The 20,612-nt window shown below is 55.0% G+C and carries 12 protein-coding genes and 3 pseudogenes; 4 read left to right on the top strand and 11 right to left on the bottom strand.

Annotation, left to right across the window (positions count from 1 at the left end; genetic code table 11):
• Positions 1–27: 27 nt before the first annotated feature.
• The 4 genes and pseudogenes from ASQ50_RS13130 to ASQ50_RS13150 form a co-directional block, all read right to left on the bottom strand.
• On the bottom strand, positions 28–1,416 hold the full coding sequence (locus ASQ50_RS13130; RefSeq protein WP_227513166.1) for a sensor histidine kinase: 1,389 nt from the start codon (positions 1,414–1,416) through the stop codon (positions 28–30).
• Complete coding sequence (locus ASQ50_RS13135; protein WP_058092622.1) at positions 1,376–2,047, bottom strand: response regulator transcription factor; 672 nt, start codon at positions 2,045–2,047, stop codon at positions 1,376–1,378. The genes ASQ50_RS13130 and ASQ50_RS13135 overlap by 41 nt, the downstream gene beginning before the upstream one ends.
• 152 nt (positions 2,048–2,199) lie before the next feature.
• Positions 2,200–3,752 (bottom strand): annotated as a pseudogene (locus ASQ50_RS13140) (IS3 family transposase).
• A 597-nt stretch (positions 3,753–4,349) separates the two neighbouring features.
• Complete coding sequence (locus ASQ50_RS13150; protein WP_058092932.1) at positions 4,350–5,651, bottom strand: IS1380 family transposase; 1,302 nt, start codon at positions 5,649–5,651, stop codon at positions 4,350–4,352.
• Positions 5,652–5,730: 79 nt separating this feature from the next.
• Between ASQ50_RS13150 and ASQ50_RS13155 the strand changes: the two genes are divergently transcribed.
• Positions 5,731–6,933 carry a TolC family protein gene (locus ASQ50_RS13155; protein WP_068351516.1) on the top strand — a complete coding sequence of 401 codons (1,203 nt, stop codon included), beginning with the start codon at positions 5,731–5,733 and terminating at the stop codon, positions 6,931–6,933.
• Positions 6,934–7,011: 78 nt separating this feature from the next.
• Here the strand turns inward: ASQ50_RS13155 and istB are convergent, their stop codons facing one another.
• The 7 genes and pseudogenes from istB to ASQ50_RS13190 form a co-directional block, all read right to left on the bottom strand.
• Positions 7,012–7,752, bottom strand: coding sequence for an IS21-like element helper ATPase IstB (istB, locus tag ASQ50_RS13160; protein ID WP_058092796.1), 741 nt, complete (start codon positions 7,750–7,752; stop codon positions 7,012–7,014).
• A gap of 9 nt (positions 7,753–7,761) precedes the next feature.
• A pseudogene (locus ASQ50_RS13165) lies at positions 7,762–8,667 on the bottom strand (Mu transposase domain-containing protein); the annotation flags it as partial.
• Positions 8,668–8,754: 87 nt separating this feature from the next.
• Positions 8,755–9,771 carry a tyrosine-type recombinase/integrase gene (locus tag ASQ50_RS13170; protein WP_058092803.1) on the bottom strand — a complete coding sequence of 339 codons (1,017 nt, stop codon included), beginning with the start codon at positions 9,769–9,771 and terminating at the stop codon, positions 8,755–8,757.
• Positions 9,768–10,757 carry a tyrosine-type recombinase/integrase gene (locus tag ASQ50_RS13175; protein ID WP_058092802.1) on the bottom strand — a complete coding sequence of 330 codons (990 nt, stop codon included), beginning with the start codon at positions 10,755–10,757 and terminating at the stop codon, positions 9,768–9,770. The genes ASQ50_RS13170 and ASQ50_RS13175 overlap by 4 nt, the downstream gene beginning before the upstream one ends.
• Positions 10,754–12,016 carry a site-specific integrase gene (locus ASQ50_RS13180; protein ID WP_068351350.1) on the bottom strand — a complete coding sequence of 421 codons (1,263 nt, stop codon included), beginning with the start codon at positions 12,014–12,016 and terminating at the stop codon, positions 10,754–10,756. Before ASQ50_RS13180 ends, ASQ50_RS13175 begins: the two co-directional genes overlap by 4 nt.
• Before the next feature lie 165 nt (positions 12,017–12,181).
• Positions 12,182–12,820 (bottom strand): annotated as a pseudogene (istA, locus tag ASQ50_RS13185) (IS21 family transposase); the annotation flags it as partial.
• A gap of 882 nt (positions 12,821–13,702) precedes the next feature.
• Positions 13,703–15,586 (bottom strand): sigma-54-dependent Fis family transcriptional regulator, encoded by a 1,884-nt coding sequence (locus ASQ50_RS13190; RefSeq protein ID WP_058091440.1) that lies wholly within the window; start codon positions 15,584–15,586, stop codon positions 13,703–13,705.
• 209 nt (positions 15,587–15,795) lie between these two features.
• On the opposite strand from ASQ50_RS13190, the gene ASQ50_RS13195 reads away from it, so the two are divergent.
• From ASQ50_RS13195 to ASQ50_RS13205, 3 genes are read left to right on the top strand one after another with little or no spacing between them, the layout of a single operon-like run.
• A complete protein-coding gene (locus ASQ50_RS13195) occupies positions 15,796–16,719 on the top strand; it encodes a transporter (RefSeq protein WP_082888489.1) in 924 nt (307 codons plus the stop codon).
• A 39-nt stretch (positions 16,720–16,758) separates the two neighbouring features.
• Complete coding sequence (locus tag ASQ50_RS13200; protein ID WP_082040488.1) at positions 16,759–18,870, top strand: PQQ-dependent dehydrogenase, methanol/ethanol family; 2,112 nt, start codon at positions 16,759–16,761, stop codon at positions 18,868–18,870.
• Between the two features lie 14 nt (positions 18,871–18,884).
• On the top strand, positions 18,885–20,399 hold the full coding sequence (locus tag ASQ50_RS13205; RefSeq protein ID WP_058091439.1) for an aldehyde dehydrogenase family protein: 1,515 nt from the start codon (positions 18,885–18,887) through the stop codon (positions 20,397–20,399).
• The last annotated feature ends 213 nt before the right edge of the window (positions 20,400–20,612 follow it).

A 20,612-nucleotide genomic window follows, 5' to 3' on the forward strand; every position in this document is an offset into this window, starting at 1 on the left:
ATCAACTGTGGCCTTTCCGGAGGTTTTCTAATCCGGAAGTGGCAGTAGAACTACAATGCTGGCTCCCCCGTTTTCTGAGATTCCCATGTCCATCTGTCCGAGGTTGTCTTCGACAATCTCAGACACGATGGACAATCCGAGCCCAAAACCCGCGACCGTTTCATCCAGCCTGGCACCCCTGTTCATGACAGTGGCTGCCGCCTCGGGAGAAATTCCGGGGCCATCGTCCGCTACTTCTATGGAGAGCCCTGATGACGTGCGGACGATTGTAACGTCGACGGTTGTCTGGCACCACTTCCCGCCATTTTCGAGTAAATTGCCAAGCAGCTCTGAAAGATCCTGCCGTTCCATTGGCCAGTTGAAGTTTTCAGGTAAGGTGGTGTGGATGCGAAAAACCTTATCGGGAAATATTCTTTCCATAACGGTGATGACACTTGCCGTGATTTTAACCGGCATGCACGTCCGTCCCATCTGTCTGCCTGATATGTCTGCTTTGCTCATCCGGTAGTTCAGGGATTTGTTAAGCTCCCGCAAGTTAGAGGCCATGAATACAATATCCCCCCGGGACGGAGGCAAGGCATCGATATCCGACAGAATGGCAAGATTGGCAGAAATGGAGGTTTTGACCAGGTGAGAGAGGTCGGAGTTCAGGCGGCGGTGGCGGTCCAGCCGCCGGTTTGACAGCTCGAGCAAATCATTGAGCTGCCGGATCAGCGGACGAAACTCTTCCGGCACGTGAGGGTTCAGGCGACTTTGTTTCCCGGATTGGAGCCGTCTCAGATCCTCTTTTATCTTACTGATGGGCTTTAACGTCAGATGTGTGGTGGTTCCAATCAGAGCCAGCAGTATCGCCAGCAGAACGGCCGAGGCGCCGAGCAAAGTCAGGTGGGCCTTCAGCGGTCGTTCAGAGAGCGCCCCCTCGGTTTCAAGAACGGTGATTGAGGCCAGCTTTTCAGTAGCGGTGAACGTACGTCTAAGCCCAAAAAGCGTGTTCGCGCCCTGCGCTATGTGAATAAAACCCTCGGGCTTCTCCACAGCGCCCTGCGTTTGGCTCAGGTCAAAGTTATTGCTCGCCAGGACGCTTCCGCTTGCCGTTTCGATGACGATGGCATGCCCCAGAAGCATTTCAAACTGATGGATCATGTTCCTGATGTCGTCAGTTGTCGGGGCCTCGGCTTCAATGATTGCCTGAAAGTTTTCCAGCTCTTTACTCAGGTGTTGCTTCCTGGACTCGTCCGATAGTTGTTTTATCACGTAGGCATGTGAAAAAAATATCAAGGTGAAATATACGAGGCTGAAAACAGCCCCATACTGAATGGCTGTTCTTCGGATACTCTTTGGAGCTGGCATATGTTGACCTGGTTCGTTCGGGCGTTCAGCCAGTGGGATCTTTTTCGAAAAAGTAGCCCTGGCCACGCAAAGTCTTGATTTTATTTCCCCCTATTATTTTTCTGAGCCTGGCTATATAGACCTGAACAACATTTCTGGTGGGGCATCTTTCTATGTTGTAGAGGGTTTCAACCAGGTCGTCCTGGGAAAACACCCGGTCCGGTGAACGGAGGAAACACTGCAAAAGGCGGAATTCCGTAGCTGTCAGTCTGAACTCTTTCTGGTCGGGCGTGGTAAGCGTTCGGTAGGTGGCGTTGAGATGAAATCCGTCGACGCTGATCTGGTCTGTCGTTCTGCCGTCCTTTCTGCGGATAATCGCACTGAGCCGGGCTTTCAGTTCATCAAACTCAAACGGTTTGGGAAGGTAATCGTCGGCACCCGCGTTCAACCCTTCTACTCTCTCAGTCCAGTTGGAGCGTGCGGTCAGAATAAGGATGGCCTCTTTTTTCCCGTTTTTTCTCCATCTTTGCATTAAAGACAGTCCATTTTCATCGGGCAGTCCGATATCGAGAATAACGGCCTGGTAGGAGCTTGTTTCAATCAACGAGTCCGCTTCTTTGCCGGTTTTGGCGATATCGACTGTGTAGTGCGCCTGCGCAAGCCAGTCCGATATTCTTTTGGCAAGTACCGCATTGTCCTCAACAATCAGAATTTTCATTTGTAAGCGCCGTTTTTCGAGGTGGGAAAGTTTCGCCAGTCTGCCATGGATTGTAACAGTAACGAAGGAATCAGGATCTGAAAAGCCGGTTATTAGCGTTGTCCAGGTTGGCTCTTGCGAGCGATGCCTGTCAAGCTTGTTGGAACCTGGAATCAGGCGGCTTCTAATCGCTGATCGCGTTGAACCAGCGGGTCTTCCCGGTCCGGGTTCAGCCAGACCGTCCGGCGCGGTGTCCAGTTCCGAGTGGCACCGCTCCACCGACCGGGATGTTGTCGTTTCGCCTCGGCATAGATGGCGTCTCGCCTGGCTAGCACTTCGTCATCCTGGCCAGCATGCCGCTCACCCGGGGTAACGAACCGTATCGCGCTGTGGCGGTGCTCGTGGTTGTACCAGTGAACGAAGCCGGGCACCCACTGCTGCGCCGCTGTCAGGTTCTCGTAGCCATCCACCGGGTAGTCAGGCCGGTACTTGCAGGTCCGGAACAGCGACTCCGAGAAGGCGTTGTCATTGGAAACTCGGGGGCGGCTGTACGACGGGGTGATGTTCAGCCGCTGCAGCGTCGCCTGGAGCGTCGAGCCCTTCATGGCGGAGCCGTTATCAGCGTGTAATACCAGCGGCTGGCTGATACATCCCTCGCGCAGCACGGCCCGCTGGATGACCTCGCTGCTGTTGGCCATGGACTCCTGATCAAAGACCTCGGCATCGACGATCTTGCGGCTGTAGATGTCGACGATCATGTAGAGGTAGTAGAACTGCCCACGCACCGGGGTCGGAAGGTATGTCACGTCCCAGCTCCAACAAGCATTTGGGCGCGTTACGCGGTGTCTCTGTGGATCACCCTTGGGACGTGGGGCACGAGCCCGGCCACGATGGTGCTGCTCGCCATGCTCCCGGAGGATGCGGTAGTAGCTGGACTCTGACGCCACATAGAGGCCTTCCTCGTCCAGCAGCCGCGGCACGATCTGCCCCGGCGGCAGGCTGGCAAACTCAGGACGATGGCAGATCTCCAGCACCTGCTGACACTCCTCAGGCGACAGCGCGTGGCGCGGGACAGGCCGCACGGCCTCAGGCCGGCGGTCCTGATCGCCCCGTACCCAGCGACGGTAGGTGTTGGTACCAATGCCGAGCTCTGCACAGGCAGCCTGCAGGCGGGCCCCTGCGGCGCGGGCTTCATCGATCAGCTCTACGGCGTCCTGGCGATCTGAAGTGCTGATCATTCGTCCTCGTCCCCCCAGATCGCTCGGGCCTTTTTTCTCAACGCCAGCAGCGCAGCGGTTTCCGCGAGAGCAGCCTCCTTGCGGCGGAGCTCACGTTTGAGCTCCTTGTTCTCCTGGCGCTCCGCCTTGCGGGCTTCGCTGACCTGCTTCGACGCGGCATCGCTCCGGTCATTGGCACCCTCGCAGCTCGCCCGCCAGCGCTGAATCTGCTCGGGGTAGAGGCCCCGCTGCCGGCAGTACTCGGCACGCTCGGCTTCACTGAGGGCCGCCGTTTCCAGTACGGCGTGGAACTTGTCCTGCGAGCTCCAGCCCTCAGGATCATCACTCTGGTCAGGCAGGAGGCGGCCTGCTTGCCGAGCCTTCTTGCGCCAGGTGTACAGCGTTGCCGCGGAGATGCCTTCTTCCTGGGCCACCTCCGCCACCGTGCGGTTATGCGGCGGGAGCAGCTTCTTGAGGATGGCTTCCCGGCGCTCGTCGGAGTACTTCATCGGAACCTCGTCACGCCCCACATCGTTCAGAGTCTAACAGCCGTTGACACTCCAACTAGCTTGACAGTGTGGGAGGTGTCGCCAGGCTGAAAACGGTAAACAACCTCTCCCTGATTACTCGGTCTGAGGGTGATGCCGTGAGCCATCCTGGCGCCCCGGTTGACCTGCTGGCCAGTCGGGCGATGAACCGGTTCAAAACATGGCAGGTCAAAAGCTTCTGTCGCGCAGGCCCTAGGCGATTTTTCTAAAATAAGCTGCAAATTCAAACTCATTTCAAAGTTTACACTTAACATTTCGATCACTTCCTACCTCGCCACGGGCTTCTTACGCCCATAATTTTTGGCTACTAATCGCTTCGGGAGAACGATGATGAAGGCAAGCAAGCACTCGCCTCGGGCGTTGCTGTGTTCAGTACTATTGTCCATTCCTCTGTTAGCCCGGATTTCTCATAGCTACCCAGCCAGCCTTGCAGGTTGGGCGGTTTACCGCCATGACAGCTCAGGCGCGGCCATTATTGGCCAATTTGTGATCATTTTCTGTTGCCTGGACACACTTCCCCCTTTCCCCCATTGCGTCGGGCCGGGGGAGCCCGGGCATCTACCCCGGAACCAGGCGGCGTACCAGATCTGTGAGTTCATCTTTATAGGGATAGCTGTCGCTCATCAGCACCCGGATTCGGCGGGTATTGCGGATGATGACCGCGCCAACCTTGATCAGCTTCAGCCGCAGATTGCTGGCGCTCATCCGTTCGAAGGGTGTCTTCTTCAGGTGCGCTCGTAATCGCTCGAACAAGGTGTAAGCGAAGCCGGATAAGATCAGCCGCCATTGATTGGTCCACCACTGAACGCTCGACGTTCGATCCGCGAACAGATACAGCTGCTGATCCTTGATCCGGTTTTCCATGTCGCCTCGGGCGCAGTACTGTTCGTAATAGAGCTTAAAACCGTCGTCATAGCGGGAGCTGATCACGAAGCGAGGGTTGGAACCCAGCTCGCCTTCTTCCAGGCGAGCCACCACCCAGCGAGGGAACTTCCAGGAATGCGCCTGATACCGGAACCGATAAGTGGCGGAGACTTTTTCACCGACTTTCTGGTGCGTGTCCCGGACCAGTTGTGACGGCGCTTCCACGTCCTTGAGCAACCGGCTGTTTTTGCTGATGCCGACCAGGTAATCCACGTTATTCCGGTCGCACCAGCTCAGCAATCGGGGACGGTAGAAGCCGCTGTCACCCCGGAACATGATGCGGGTATCAGGCCAGTACTGCCGAATGAACTTCACCAGCAGGGCCAGAATGGCCCAGCTGTGGCGGCTGTCACTGCGGTTACTGGTGCGCAGGTAGCTCACCAGCAGGTGGCGACCACAGAACACGTACAGCGGAAAGTAACAGTGGTGGTCGTAATAGGCGTTGAAGAACTTGCCGGGCTGGTCGCCATGAACCGGGATATCAGTGCCATCAAAATCCAGCACGATTTCCTTCGGCGGTGTCTCATGCTGTTCGATAAAGTGATGCCAAAGTAGTTCGTGGGCTTTAACGACCGATTGCCTGTCCACCTGCTGCTCCATTCGGCACAGCGTGGACTTGCCGGCTAAATCGCTCTCTCGGCCAACAGCGGTTTGCAGAGCTTGGTCAAAACGCAGTGCCTCGTGATCGTTCAGGTCTTCATATCCGGCGGCTACGCCGAAGACCCGTTGTCGAGTCATGGTTTCCAGCTTGTGACGAACCAAGACCGGATTCCGTGAATCGTTAAGCACCGAGGCCAGGCGCTGAGTCAGACGGTGTTGCTTGTCGATTTCCCGAAGCAGGAGCAACCCGGCATCGGAGGTGATATGACCACCGGAGAAATCGGCTTCAATTTTACGGCGAACGAGTGGCGAGAAGGTCAGCTTTTCGGGTACCATTTTGGATAGCGGCGGTTAGTGTTGGTTTTTTGTGTAGGAGCTTGAAATCATAACACTTTCAGCCGCTTCTTCCTTCCTTATGCTACCTTCTCATGAGAAATCCGGGTTAGGTCAAGCGGAGACTGTTAATTGGGCGAGTTGGCTCACTGGCCAGATAAGCAAGCACCCGGAGGTACTGGCAGCGACAGAGCAGGCGGCAGCGCGGAAAGAGGACGCTGAGGCAAGTGAACAACCGCTGTATAACCCGGAGCTGTCTGTGGGAGCAGACAGAACGGGCAGTGAAAACAACTTTGAGGCAGGGCTGTCACAAACGATCGATTGGTCTGATCAGCAGGGTGCATTAAAGGAGAAGGCAAAGCTGATCAGGCTGTCTGCGCAAGCTGGCTTGAGCGAAGCAGTTCTGACACAAACGTCTGAATCATTGTTTGCGCTTGTCGAGTGGCGCGCTACTACGCTGTTTGAGGAAATTGCTGAATCCCAACAGCAGCGCCTGGATGCCTTGCTGGACCAGGTTGAACAGCGCCAGCAGGCAGGTGATCTGGGGCGTGCCGACGCAGAGCTTCTGTTTTTAAATCTATCCCGTCAGTTGAGCGAAGTCGCCCAGGCAAAGGCCGCAGTTGATCGGGCAGAAACTCAGGTTAGAGAACGTCTGCCGGACTGGAGGCCTCAGGATGGGGGAATCCCCGAGTATATCTGGTCAGCGCTGGAGTCCCAGATTGGTGAGGCTGATCTGTTGGCACACCCGTCAATTGCAGCCGCTCGAGCCAAGTGGCAGGTGTTGAAAAGTGAGGCAGAGGTTGCCAGACGCAAAGCGACAGCATCGCCGACAGTAGGGCTGAGCGGAGGGCGTGACGGCGGCGAGAACGTGGTTGGCCTCACATTCTCGATCCCTCTGAACGTCCGTAATAACTACAGCGCTGAAATCCGGGCTGCGAATCGACGGGCTCTGGAGGCCGAAGCGCGGTTTCAGGCGCTCTACCGGAAACAACAATACGACCTGGCGGGCGCTCGCGCTTCCTGGAAGCGATACGACAAGCAACTCCGTCGATGGAAAGAACTGTCCCAGGGGCGTGTACAGCGAAGTGCCGATTTGCTTGAGAAGCAGTGGCAGGTCGGCGACCTCTCCACCTCTGAGTATCTCCAGGCGCTGGGCCAGCGCGCGGAGAGCCTGAAAACCGGTATTGAACTGGAAAAGCTGGCGCAGCTGGGCCTGATTGAGCTCTTGAGCCAGTCTGGCGAACTGATCACCCCCTTCCAAAGCTGCGTATTCCGGCGAACGTGAACGCCCATTCTGGCTGAACGTGAACACCCTTTTTCTTAACGCATCACCCACCGAGGTTTGTACCCCGGGTGTTCACGTTCAGTCAATTTCCTGAAGTCGTTTTCTCATCGACTCTCCCTTCAGAGCCCAGCGATGGGCGTTGTGCATGAGCCGATCCAGGATGGCGTCAGCCAGGGTGTTGTCACCGATGGCGGCGTACCATTGATCGGTGGGCAGTTGGCTGATGATCATGGTCGAGTGCGTGCCGTGCCGGTCATCCATGATCTCCATCAGGTCGTTCCGGTGTGCCGGTTTCAGGGCTTCCAGGCCCCAGTCGTCCAGTATCAGAAGCTTTACTTTGGCCAACTGGCCGAGGGTTTTCTGGTAGGTGCCGTCGGCCTTGGCCTGAGTCAGTTCCAGTAGTAATCGGGAGATTCGGTAGTACCGGGCGCTGAAGCCGTTCAGACAGGCCTGGTGCCCCACTGCACAGCCCAGGTAAGTCTTGCCGCTGCCGCAGGGGCCGGTAATCAGCAGGTTCTGTCCCCGTTCCAGCCAGTCTGTCTGGGCCAACTGGGCGACCTGTGCTTTCTTGAGGTTGCGCGAGTGCTGGTAGTCAATATCCTGGACTGAGGCCCGGAGCTTTAAACGGGCCTGGCGAACCAGGCGGTCCTGTTTCCGGTGCTCCCGGCTCTGGAACTCCCGGTCGAGTAACAACTCCAGGCGTTCGGTGAACGACAGCTCGTCATAGGTGCCTGGCTGGTTTTGTTGATGCTCCAGGGCGGCAGCCATGCCGCCGAGCTTCAGGTCTCTCAGTCGTGTCAGGGTCTGTAGGGTGCTCATAGTGGTGTCCTAGTGGAAGCTCTTCGGGCCACGGATGTTCTCGTGATGCTGAGGCAGTTCGGTGTTCAGGGGCAGTTGTTCCGGCAGCTTGTCGCGGTTGCTCCGGAGGATGGCCTTGACGTGTTTCAGTCGGTCCAGGCCCTCGCGGTTGGCAATGCGACTTGCCGTGTTCAGGCGCTCGCTGGGGTACTCCTTGCTCAGGTTGAGCAACCCAAGACAGACCCGGTAGGCCTGTTCCGGATGTTCCCGCTCATCCAGCCGGCTACTGACCCAGATCAGGGTGTCTGGCCCGATGTCACGGGCCCAGTTCTTGAGACGCCCTGGTGTCCACTGTTGTTGTTTTCGGTGGCGTGTGGGCATGTGCCCTGACTCGGTGGTGATGCCGTACTGATGACTGCGTGGGTGGCTGGCGATCTGGCGCTGCCGGAAGTAGATCTGTACCAGTCGCTCACTGGCGTGGATGTCTACCTGCTCTCCCACATACTGGTGTGGCACTGAGTAGTGGTGCTGCTGGAACTCGATGTGGTAGTCGATGTTGACCCGGCAACGCCGGATCTCGATGTACTCATAGGGGTGTTTGGGTAATGCCCTCAGGGCCGGCTGATCGAGCATCTTGAAGGCCTCCTGCCGGTTGCCCGGCAGCCGCCGGAACAGTCGGCTGTTCAGGTCTTCCAGCAGGGACCGGATGCACTGATTCAGGTCGGCCAGGGTGAAGAAGGTGTAGTGGCGCAACCGGGCCAGGATCCAGCGCTCAACGATCTGTACACCCACTTCCGCTTTGGATTTATCCTTGGGTTTGTAGGGCCGTGCGGGCAGCACCGCGACCTGGTAGTGCGCCGCCAGTTGCTGGTAGCTGGGGTTCAAGTCCGGATCGTACCGACAGGCTTTGCTGACACCGCTGCGCAGATTATCCGGATTATGTTCCCTATCCCATTATGTTTCGTTCACTTTGGAAGACCTTGAAACCATAGGGAGGCCCCCTTGCACTGGGGCACATAACGATCACAGGGATTCCAGCCATTGCAGCAGCTCGGAATTGGATCGCCATACTGGCTTTCGGTGGGACTCCGCCGGAGAATCCCAAATAGGCTCACAGGTGCGGAGCGCGTCCACTTTCATTCGGAGGGTGATCTCGGCGTATCGGTTGGTGGTCTCCAAACTGACGTGTCCAAGCCAGGCGCGGATGACGTTGACCTCGACACCTGCTTCAAGCAAATGCACGGCCGTCGTGTGGCGTAAGACATGGGGTGAGATGTGCCGCACTGTGCCATCTGCGCTTTTCTTCACCACCTTGACGGTATGACGCCGCACGATCTTGTAGATACCAAATCTGGTCAGCGGCGCACTGTTGCGGGCTAGGAAGACAGCGTCATTGGAGTGGCGTCGTTGCCGATTTTGCTCCAGTAAGTCCTGCATCAGACCCGCCGTTCGCGTCCACAAAGGACAGGTACGCCATTTGTCACCTTTACCATGCAGCCGTACTCGGGGCTCAGAACCGAGTTCCAGGTGCGTTGCGCGCAGATCCGCTACCTCCTGTACGCGTGCTCCGGTGTTATAAAGGAAGCGAAGCAAGGCTTGGTCGCGCAGAGCCTGAGGGTGGTCGGTGGGCAAGGCAGCGAACAGAGCATTAATCTCGTCGCGTTCGAGATACAGAGTCTCGCCCGGTTGCCAGCGTTTGACGGGAATGGAAGCAATTTGCTGTGCTTCCCCGAGCACGCAGGGCTCACGGCCGGCAAGATACTCGAAGAAGGTATGCAGCGCCGCCAGGCGCTGGTTTCGGGTTCTAACCCCATTACCACGTTCCTGTTCAAGGTGTTGCAAAAAATGGCGCACTCGCTCGCCAGTGAGATCAGCCAGTTCCAAGCGGGTGATCCGGCAATGCTTATCCTTTGCAGCGAATTGCAAGAACAGGCGCAGGCTCTCCTTATAACTTCGGATACTGGCCGGGCGCAGCCCCCGTTGGCATTTAAGGTGATCCTCTACGAAGGCAAAGACGAGACGCCCCAATTGATCCGTCATGATAGCTCCTCCTCTCTGCGGGGATCGGCGAATCGCTCGAACCGTTGGCTCGCCTCCCGGAGCAGTGCTTCGGTGATGGTCAGATACCAGGCAGTCGATGCCGGGTCGGCATGGCCCATGAAGGTTGATAGATGAAAGAGCCGTTGATTGGGATCCACGCCGGTGCGATACCAGCGGAGCAGAGTTGCGACCGCGAAGGAATGGCGCAGGCAGTGCAGATGAGGTTGGCGTACGCCAGGTGGCACGTACGGATCCATCTTCAGTATCAAGTGGTGAAATGTCTGACTGACCGTCTCAATACGCATTGGCTTGCGCTCTGGGAAAAAGCTGAAAGAAAATACCGGATCATCCGGCTGCCATGGCCCATACCGATCAACGCCAAACTGTAGATAGACAGCGATCTGTTGCGCCATGCGCGGGCCAAAGGGGACCAAACGCGTCTTGCCAAACTTGCTCTTGTCGATCACCAGAAGGCTGCGCTGGCAATCGACGTCGCGATACCGAAGATGCACAATCTCGCCGACACGCAGGCCCAAACCGTACATCAGCGAGAAGATTGTTCGGTAGACCATGCCACGACAGGGTGCCCGGGAATTGTCCGGAAGCTGTGACGCCAACGTCAGGATGTCTTCCACCTGAGCCGGTTCGAACAGGAAGGGTTTAAGCTGGGAAGTCACCGGCTGAGGGTGAGCACGAACCGGAGAATGCGCTAGCCGCTCCTGGGCCACCTGCCAGGCAAAAAAGCAGCGGAGCACCCCCAAGAGGTGGTTATAGCTGCGTGGGCGAGTGCGTGGCCGCGAAGCGAGAAAGGCCTCAATCAACGCCGGTTGCACTAACGCCGCATCACTCACCCGTTCCTCGACCAAAAAGCGATCGAATAATTGCAAGGCGAGCTCTTCAGTATCAAATTTTCGGCCCAGCGCGCGCTTGTAACTCAAGTAAGCCGAAAAATCCTTGCCCAGTACGCTGTGGAAGGAGGCGGTCATGGCAGCACCTCCTCGTGGCCCAGCGCCACCATGCGCAGGGTTTCCACGTCCACCTTGGTATAGATGCGGGTGGAACTTGGCGATGCATGACCAACGTAATCGCCGATGACCTTGAAGTTGAACTCGGCATCGACCAATCGCTGTACGCAAGTGTGGCGCAAGGTGTGCGAACCTGGGCGACGGACATTAATACCCGCTTTGCGCAGGTAGTGCGTCGCGCGGCTGGACACAGTAACCGCCGTCACAGGTCGGACGGGCGCCAGAACCCGGAAAAACAGCCTTCGCTCCTCGACGTGTGGGCGTGCATTTTTTAAGTAGTCGAGAATAGCTTCGCCTACCACTGAAGAGAGAGGGTACGCAGTGGTGTGTCCCGCCTTGCGCTGCGGCACCAACAGGCGTTCTCTCTTCCAGTCAATATTCTCCAGTGTCAATCCGGCCACCTCATGGCCGCGCAGTCCATACGTGACGAGCAAAAGTAGAATGGCATAGTCGCGCTTGCCCAGAGCACTGCGCCGATCAACAACATCTAGCATGCGCCGGACGTCGTCCCAGGAGATCGAACGCGGGAGATCGGCCAGCTGATACCGACGCGGGGACTCTACGGTAGCGCCGAGATCGCGATTGATCAGCTGCTCGCGGTACAGGTAGCGCAGGAAGACTCGCAAGGAGCTGCACAGCCCCGTCATAGAATGCGGGCTCAATCGGCGACCGCTCTCCACCACAAATGCACTGAGTATGGCTGGAGTGAGCTCGGACAAATGCAGCAGGTTGATTCGCGCCAGGTAGGCTTCCAGGTTATGCAGATAATGGCCATAGTGCCGGAGAGACAGCTCGCGCAGGCCCCGTTCTTCACGCAGATAAACAAAGAACCCCGGTGCCTGAACCAGGAAGGGATCTTGACTGGTCCGTCTCCGACCTGTTCCGCGGAAATCGGGCAACATCAGGGACAGCAATTGCTCGATCGGTGTACGAGCATCATTAGCCACCCATCGCTTTGCCTGGTATGCGTTCTTGGCGTGAACCTTTACCCAGTGCTTTACATAAGGCTCGACATGAGTCGGAAGCTCGCTCCACTGCGTGGCACCATGATCGCGAGCAAACTCGCCAAACTGCCTCAGGAGTGGGACTCGCCGCAAGATTACCCTGGGCCTGTATCCGTGCCCGGCTAACCACGCAACGTACTGCTCAATCGGTTCCGCGATCCAGGAAGCGCGGATCGCATCGATGGTATCGGGCTTAACGAAGTAATGTTCTAACATGACAATCTCCTTTCTGGATGTAGGAAAGGAAATCATGCGCCCAAACGGCATCTGTCGTTATGTGTCCTTTTACACGGGATCCTCCCTATGGATTCAAGGTCTTCCAAAGTGAACGGAACATAATGGGATAGGGAACATAAGCCGGATTATGTGTCCCGGCACATAATCCGGAACCACCAGTTCCGGCACTCCGCCCAGGAACTCGAAGGTCCGGATGTGGGAGCCGACCCAGTCCGGCAATGTCTGGCTCCAGGTGGCTTCGGCATAGGTGTAATTGGATGCACCCATCACCGCGACAAAGACTTGTGCCTCGTGGATCTCTCCGGTGGTGCGGTCAATGACGGGCACGGTCTGGCCGGCATAGTCCACGAATAGCTTCTCACCGGCCCGATGGTCCTGGCGCATCACCAGGTCCAGCTTGCCCCGCCAGGCCCGGTAGTGCTCGCAGAACCAGCTGTACTGATAACCGTCCGGGTTGGCTTGCCGGTACTCCTGCCAGAGCAGGAACAGGGTGACGTTCTTGCCCGTGAGTTCGTCACGGATGTGTTGCCAGTCGGGTATACCTCTGGCCTGTGCTGGCAGGTCCGGTGGCGGCGGGAACAGCAACCGCTCCAGGTGGGCCTCATCCAGATCCGCTGGCAACGGCCAGCTCAGACCGGCCTCAACCGTGCGGCGCAGGTAGTCGCTTACGGTGGGGCGGCTAACGCCACAGGACGCCGCAATCTGGCGGTTGCTCAGCCCTCGCTCCCACTTGAGGCGAAGGACTTCTTTGATTTTACGCATGGATAACCTCTTCGCTGGCATCTGGCCCATCTCCGGATGAAAAGGGTCAGAGTACCGTTAAGTTATCCCGCGCCGGACGATTTTGATGGAGCTTCAGGCAGTCTGCTGGGGTGGCAGCTTTGCCGTGGAATTAGTGGCAGCTTTCGCGTGGAATGGGTGGCAGACTTCGTCTGGAATCAGTGGCAACCTTGGTCTGGAATACGCAGTAAAGGCGCTCACCCAGCGGCCGTTGACTACCTGACAACCGCGATCCGAGGCAAATCGAACCTTGGTGGTTGAACTGGCAACCAAAGCCTCTGCACGGCTGTTACGGTTATCACTGAACTTTTTTGTTGACTGGAAGTGAGTGAGTGACTGGACACCCTTGTATGCTTGAGTTGGAGCCGTGATTGATTTAGAAATCCAGGTGTCAACGATGACAGTTCTAGAACGTTTCCCCGCAGAAACAATTAGCGTCTCCAAAACATTCCTCCAAAACATTTTTGTTGACTGATCGACTCATCAATTTAACCTATTCTCGGTATCCAAGGGCTCTGCCCTCTCGCCGCAAGCGGCGATTCACCCGAGGTATTTAAGGACCAGCGATGTTCTGGTATTCCGACCATAGATTGGCCGCTTTGGCCAAACTATGGAGTCATAGGTGAGCAGAATTGGCCGCTTTCTGATAAAAGCGGTCCTTTTTCAAATAGGGGTTTACCCGGTCCGCTATTCGGAAACAAGGCACGCTGAGGTCGCAAAGCGGACATTTAGAATAGGCGGACAGCGACCGGCACAGCCAAGCTAATGGCCCACAACTGGAAGCCGGATGCACCTGACAAACTGTAATGCCCGGGCGCTTGCTCGCTGAAAAGAGCGGCGCGTTTTATCCTCTCATGAGAAATCCGGGCTACTCCATGAATTACCTCAGAGACCAAAATGTTTTATTTTTCGATAGAGAGTGGCTCGTGTTATCCCTAATTCTCGAGCTGCGGCACTGACGTTGTGATTGTGTTTCTCAAGCACACATCGCACCGCCTCGCGCTCTGCAGCGGCGAGTGTGCCGCCCTCGCCAAGGTCCACCTCCGCAGTGTCATTTTGGACCTTGATGTCTTCGGGCAAGTGTTCAACATCGATAATTCCCTGAGTAGACAGCGCCTGACCAAGATTCAGTGCCTGCTGGAGCTCTCTGATATTACCTCTCCACGAATGGTGCCTTAAGAGATTACGAGCCTCGGATGTCAGAATCGACGGGGAATCTTCCTGTGAAATTGATGCCAGCAAGTGATCAATCAAAGCGTCGAGGTCTTCACGCTCCCGCAGAGCAGGGAGCTGCACCCTGAGGCCATTGATCCGGTAATAAAGATCGCTCCGAAAGTCTCCGCTTTCCATAAGCTCATCAAGGTTCCGATGTGTCGCACAGACCAGAGAAAACGAGACGGGCCGAGGCTTCTCTTCTCCAAGTCTTGTGACAGTGCGTTCCTGCAAAACACGTAGCAAACGTGCTTGAAATTCCAATGGCATATCGCCTATTTCATCCAGGAAGAGCGTACCGCCGTTCGCCTCCTCAAACTTCCCCCTGGCGCCACCACGTCTGGCACCGGTAAATGCACCGTCTGCGTAGCCAAACAACTCTGATTCGATCAACCCGGCAGGAATAGCCGAGCAGTTCACGGCAACAAACGCGCCTTTTGAAGAGGGCCCATTGGCATGTAACGACCGTGCTAAAACCTCTTTGCCCGTTCCGGTTTCCCCAGTCACCAGAACCGGAACTCCAAACTGAAAAGCCCGATGCGCCTTGTCGAAAAGTGGTTTTGTAGGCTCGCCCACGTAAAAAGACTGAACGATGTCCGGCCGTCTTTGCTGTGGCATCGAGTTGACGCTCAAAGGCCCTTTGCGAAGACTTTCAACTTTAAGAAAAAGCCTTGCCCCATTGTGACATTCAACCTCAAGAGGGCTTTGTTGTGATCCCTCAATCTCGGCAGCGCGGCATGAGAATAAGTCTTTGAAACAGACATGACTCTGCATCTTCTCGAGAGAATCGATATCCAGCATCTGCCTGGCCGAGGGGTTTGCACCTAAAACTTCACCATCCTCGCCGAAATGTATCAAACCACGCATAGGTGACTGCGTAAGCTCCGGGCGATAGTGAAGCGCGAGGACTAAGGCGCCACGCAAATCGTCGACCATTCGATTCTCAACAGACCGAGTTGCGAGCGCAACTGCCTCAAGAATCCCGACCGGTCGGCCATCATAAGGTTTCGAAGCATTCAAAGCCCCGACCAGCGTCCCTGCAGGGTCAAAAATGGGCACTGCCACGCAGGATAGATCGCGGAGAGAATGCAAGAAATGCTCACTTCCACACACAAGCGACGGCCTGCCTTCTATCAAAGCGCAACCGGGGGCATTGGTTCCAGCTATATCCTCTGAAAGGTCCATACCAGGATTCAAAGCGGCTCCCAGCAATTCGTAGCAGGGACTGTCATTGCCGAAATATTTAATGCTGTGGCCTTCTCTTTCCACACACGCCAAAACCCAACCTGCAGAACTGATTGCACGAAACAACCGATGCATTTCAGGCTCCGCAAATGTCATGAGACGCTGATGTTGATTGCGGATATGAGAAATCTGGTCGAATTGCGCGGCCTCAAGTAAGAGCTGATCAGAGGGGGACACGCCATGTTTTCTGCATCTTAGCCAAGAGCGCAAAACCTCATCCCGCACCCACTGGGATGGTACAACACGCCCTTCGTCAAACAACTCACGGGCTTGCTGGACCTGAGTGTTCAGATCAACGATCTTTTTATGCATAAGGACACCCACCACTCTGTATTTTTTTTATTCAACCATCCAATTTTAGTGTATCGAAACGATCCATTTTTTTCCAAAAACTAAAACATAGATGCTATAAAGCCGCATAAGTAATTGTTTCATAATAATTTCCTAAGGATCAATCGATCTGGCATATTGATTGCTTAACTTCGAGTGCAATACCAACAAAACTAATAAGAGGCTGCATCATGTCATCTGTATCAAACTATAAGCACAAAAGTTTACTCCGTTCCAGAATTGGGAATTTCTGCGTCGCTTCTGCTGGCCTGGCCACTATGTTGCTGGCTTCTGGTAATGCAGTAGCTATTGACGTTGATGCCGGGGATTACACAGCATTGCCCGCCGGCACCAATCTTGGAATGGTCTACTATCAATACGCCACTGCCGATTCCCTCTACTCGGATGGAGACAAGGCCCCCATTAACGCTGGATTGGACTCACAGGTAGGAATCCTGCGTGGGGTGCATTTCACTGAAATTGGCGGTTATACAGTAGACCCTCAATTCCTCCTTCCATTCGGCAAGGTAGAGGGAAAAGACGATACCTCTGCCCTCGGTGACACCAGTGGCATTGGCGACCTGATACTTGCCGCAACCGTTTGGCTTGTAAACAAGCCCGAAAGTAACACCTACTTCGGCATTACTCCGTTTCTGTATGTTCCTGTAGGGAGTTACGATCGGAATGACACATTAAACCTCGGCGAAAACCGATGGAAATATGCATTGCAGGCGGGTTACATCACCGGTCTTACCTCTAAAATCTCGTTAGACCTGATTGGTGATGTCACTTTTTTCGGCAAGAATGACGAACTTGGTGCCTCCAAAGCCACTCTGGAACAGGATCCCTTGTACCAGTTCCAAGGCTTCCTACGTTATAACGTAACACCTCAATGGGATCTTCGCACCGGCATTTCTCATACCCTCGGCGGTGAGACACAAGTAAACGATATAAACCAGGACAATGACCTTGCAACTACCAAGATGACTATCGGTACGGCATGGTTTGCGAATCCGGGACTGCAACTAATCGCAAATTATGGAAGAGATTTGTCCGTAGAAAATGGATTTAAAGAACAGCACCGACTCAACTTTCGTATTCTAAAAGCGTTTTAAAATCCCATAAAACAGTAATAACAACGAAAGGATATAAAAATGAAACTGACTAATAATCACTACAGAAAACGTCTATCAAAAAAACTAACAAGTAGTGCATTAGTTCCATTTTTCGTAATCGGAGCCAGCACTGTTATTGCGGCTGATCAGGTAAATCAAAGCTATATCATTGAAAACGCCAAAACCGGCAAGGACTGGCCAACCCATGGTTTTGATTATGCGGAGACGCGCTTTAGCCCTCTCGCCCAAATTTCGGCCGATAATGTCGAAAACCTCGGGCTTGCATGGTCCTACAACCTCGAGTCTACCCGAGGAGTCGAGGCCACTCCGCTTGTCGTGGATGGCGTGATGTACGTCACTGCTTCCTGGAGCATTGTACATGCACTCGATGCAAAGACCGGCAAAAAACTATGGACCTACGACCCTGAAGTACCCGGGGAGGCGGGCTCAAGGGGTTGTTGTGATGTTGTAAACCGCGGTGTGGCAGTGCACTACGGAAATGTCTATGTTGCATCCTACGATGGTCGATTGATCGCTATTGATGCAAAAACCGGCGAAAAAGTCTGGGAAACGAATACTCTGCCCGACAACGACATGAGCTATACGATTACCGGCGCACCTCGAGTTGTTAACGGCAACGTGATCATAGGCAATGGTGGGGCCGAATTTGGAGTCAGGGGCTACATCACAGCTTACGACGCGAAAACCGGCGCACAGAAATGGCGTTGGTATACCGTGCCGGGAAATCCGAACGAACCGTTTGAAAACGAAGCCATGGCTCGCGCCGCGAAAACCTGGGACCCAAGTGGAAAATACTGGGAGGCCGGTGGCGGTGGCACCGTATGGGACTCCATCGTTTTTGATCCGGACCTGAATCTCTTATATATCGGCACAGGTAACGGCTCTCCATGGTCACACAAGAAGCGGAGCCCGGAAGGTGGAGATAACCTCTATCTCTCCTCAATTGTTGCTCTCAATGCCGACACTGGTGAGTACGTGTGGCACTACCAAGCCACGCCCGGGGATAACTGGGACTATACTTCAACGCAGGACATGATTCTCAGCGAGCTCATGATTGATGGGGAGCGTCGCAAAGTAATCATGCAAGCTCCCAAAAACGGCTTCTTTTTTGTTCTCGACCGGACAAATGGTGAATTCATATCGGCCGATAATTACGTCGATGTTAATTGGGCCACGGGATACGATAGCAATGGTCGCCCAATAGAAGTTCCTGAAGCACGATCCATGGACGAACCCTTCGATATCATCCCTGGGCCTTTTGGTGGACATAATTGGCACTCAATGTCTTTTAACCACCAAACCGGCCTGGCTTACTTCCCGTCTCAGCACATCCCGATCACAATGGTCGAGGACCCCTCCTGGGAAAGCATAGAAAGCAATGAGCCGGGACAACCCATGAGTGGCATAGGTTGGAACACCGCCTTCCAATTTAACGTAGCGCCACCATCAAGCAAGCCGTTCGGGCGACTTACAGCCTGGGATCCCGTTACACAGCAGGAAGCCTGGCGTTACGAACACGTCTCTCCCTGGAACGGCGGAACCCTGACAACGGCCGGCGATCTGGTATTCCAGGGAACCGCAGACGCTCGCTTTATGGCATTCAACGCTCGGACGGGTGACCCCCTCTGGGAATCCCCAATGGGTACCGGCGTCATTGCAGCGCCCATAACCTATGAAGTGGACGGCACTCAGTATGTCTCTATTGCGGCAGGCTGGGGCGGTGTTTTTGGAAAATCCCAGAGGGCCTCCGACCTCAAGACCGCCGGCACTGTCTATACATTTGTCCTGAACGGTGATGCCGAGATGCCTGAGTTCACCCAGTATCAGCTGAACTCTCTGGTTTCGGGCGTTGAATACAATCCCGACTTCATTGGAGAAGGCACGGCTCTTTACGTCAGTAATTGCGTGTTCTGTCATGGCGTTCCCGGCGTAGACAAGGGCGGTAATATTCCAAACCTGGGTTATTCAAAGAAATCAGTCATTGAAAACCTGGACGCCTTCCTGTTTCACGGTCCATTCGTTTCCAGTGGCATGCCCGATTTTACCGAAACGCTGAGTAAGACAGATGTCGAGAAAATCAAAGCGTTTATTCAGGGTACTGCAGACGCTATCCGTCCAAAAAGTCAGTGATTTGGGGGAAACTAATGAATACGTTCACAAAACATCCACATGGTTTAGAGAATAAAACCCAGGCGTTCCTGGCACGTCAAAATCACCGTATGCTGATAGGCGGCCAATGGGTTGATGCTCTGGAAAACAAACGCATAGAGGTAGAAAACCCGGCTGAAGAAACGGTTATAGGAAGCATACCCCTTGCACATCCTGATGACGTTAACAAAGCGGTTAGCTGCGCAAAAAGTGCGTTCAATAGTGATGACTGGGGCCGAATGAGACCCTCCGCCCGTCAGAACCTGCTTCTCAAACTTGCAGATCTGATCGAGCGAGATGCCAGAATCATTGCTGAGCTGGACGCGATCGACAACGGCAAGTCTGTTGCTGTTGCCGAAGCTGTTGACGTAAGCCTGGGACTGGAATTCTTTCGCTACATGGCCGGATGGGCAACAAAAATTGAGGGCTCGACTCTTGACGTGTCCATGCCCTTTGCCCCGGCTGACTCTGACTTTTCTGCTTATACCCGACGCGAACCCGTCGGTGTTGTTGCCGCGATCATACCGTGGAACTTTCCATTTCTGATGGCCTGCTGGAAACTGGCTCCGGCACTTGCAGCGGGCTGCACGGTTGTGTTGAAGCCTGCGGAACAAACATCGCTCTCTGCCCTCTATCTGGGCGAGCTGATCGAAGAGGCAAACTTTCCTGACGGGGTTGTCAACATCATTACTGGCGAGGGCCAGAGCACCGGGTCAGCACTGATAACTCATCCTGACATCAACAAGATTAGTTTTACCGGATCCACTGAGGTAGGTCAGATCATAGGCCGTGCTGCGATGGATAATATGGCGCGAGTTACCTTGGAGCTGGGGGGCAAGTCTCCAATGATTGTTCTGGCTGACTGTGATGCGGAAAAGGCTGCGCAAGGAGCAGCGGCAGCAATCTTTTTCAACCATGGACAAACCTGCAGTGCCGGCTCCCGACTTTACGTTCACCGGAGCATTTCTGACAAGGTCCTGGATCGGCTCGCCGAGTTAGCAGAGGCCATCCCGCTGGGGCCTGGCCTGGATCCAGATGCTCAAATGGGGCCACTCGTGTCCCGGGTTCAGCTAGACCGGGTTTGTCACTACATTGAGACGGGGCGGCAGGAAGGTGCACGCCTGGTTACCGGCGGCGAACGTGCTGACCGCAAAGGTTATTACGTCAAGCCCACCATATTTGCGACCGAAGACGACTCTCTGGTCATAGCCAAGGACGAGATCTTTGGTCCCGTTCTGGTGGTCATCCCGTTTGATGATATCGAGGACGTCGTAGCCCGGGCCAACGATAGTCGATATGGGCTGGCAGCGAGCATCTGGTCAAACGATCTCTCTGAGGTGCAACGCTTAATCCCGAAATTAAAAGCAGGCACTGTCTGGGTAAACGGGCACAACATGCTTGACGCCAACATCCCATTCGGGGGCTATAAACTCTCCGGGGTTGGACGTGATATGGGTAAGCAGTCACTCGATTCATATCTTGAAACAAAGTCGGTTGTCATTGCCCTTTAGGAAGAATGCTAAACCCCGGCCCTGAGAAGCCGGGGTTTAGCTTTGATTGGTCGACCATTCAACTTCCGAGAGTCGAATACCACCTTCCTCACAGGTGAGCCACAAAGCTTCATCGATATGGGGATCAACAGAATGACGCAGGTCTGCTGTATGGCTCCTTGCGCGATGCCGCTCGAGATAGTCAGGTATCCATGCGGCGAGGAGTGCGAGCAG

Origin of the sequence: Marinobacter sp. LQ44 (assembly GCF_001447155.2) — a bacterium.
In the GTDB taxonomy this organism is placed as follows: Bacteria; Pseudomonadota; Gammaproteobacteria; order Pseudomonadales; family Oleiphilaceae; genus Marinobacter.

What these genes read in the sequence shown, in the direction of transcription:
- ASQ50_RS13135 (WP_058092622.1), bottom strand. Translation starts at nt 2,047, where the DNA reads ATGAAAATTCTGATTGTTGAGGACAATGCGGTACTTGCCAAAAGAATA.
- ASQ50_RS13150 (WP_058092932.1), bottom strand. Translation starts at nt 5,651, where the DNA reads ATGGTACCCGAAAAGCTGACCTTCTCGCCACTCGTTCGCCGTAAAATT.
- ASQ50_RS13155 (WP_068351516.1), top strand. Translation starts at nt 5,731, where the DNA reads ATGCTACCTTCTCATGAGAAATCCGGGTTAGGTCAAGCGGAGACTGTT.
- istB (WP_058092796.1), bottom strand. Translation starts at nt 7,752, where the DNA reads ATGAGCACCCTACAGACCCTGACACGACTGAGAGACCTGAAGCTCGGC.
- ASQ50_RS13170 (WP_058092803.1), bottom strand. Translation starts at nt 9,771, where the DNA reads ATGACGGATCAATTGGGGCGTCTCGTCTTTGCCTTCGTAGAGGATCAC.
- ASQ50_RS13175 (WP_058092802.1), bottom strand. Translation starts at nt 10,757, where the DNA reads ATGACCGCCTCCTTCCACAGCGTACTGGGCAAGGATTTTTCGGCTTAC.
- ASQ50_RS13180 (WP_068351350.1), bottom strand. Translation starts at nt 12,016, where the DNA reads ATGTTAGAACATTACTTCGTTAAGCCCGATACCATCGATGCGATCCGC.
- ASQ50_RS13190 (WP_058091440.1), bottom strand. Translation starts at nt 15,586, where the DNA reads ATGCATAAAAAGATCGTTGATCTGAACACTCAGGTCCAGCAAGCCCGT.
- ASQ50_RS13195 (WP_082888489.1), top strand. Translation starts at nt 15,796, where the DNA reads ATGTCATCTGTATCAAACTATAAGCACAAAAGTTTACTCCGTTCCAGA.
- ASQ50_RS13200 (WP_082040488.1), top strand. Translation starts at nt 16,759, where the DNA reads ATGAAACTGACTAATAATCACTACAGAAAACGTCTATCAAAAAAACTA.
- ASQ50_RS13205 (WP_058091439.1), top strand. Translation starts at nt 18,885, where the DNA reads ATGAATACGTTCACAAAACATCCACATGGTTTAGAGAATAAAACCCAG.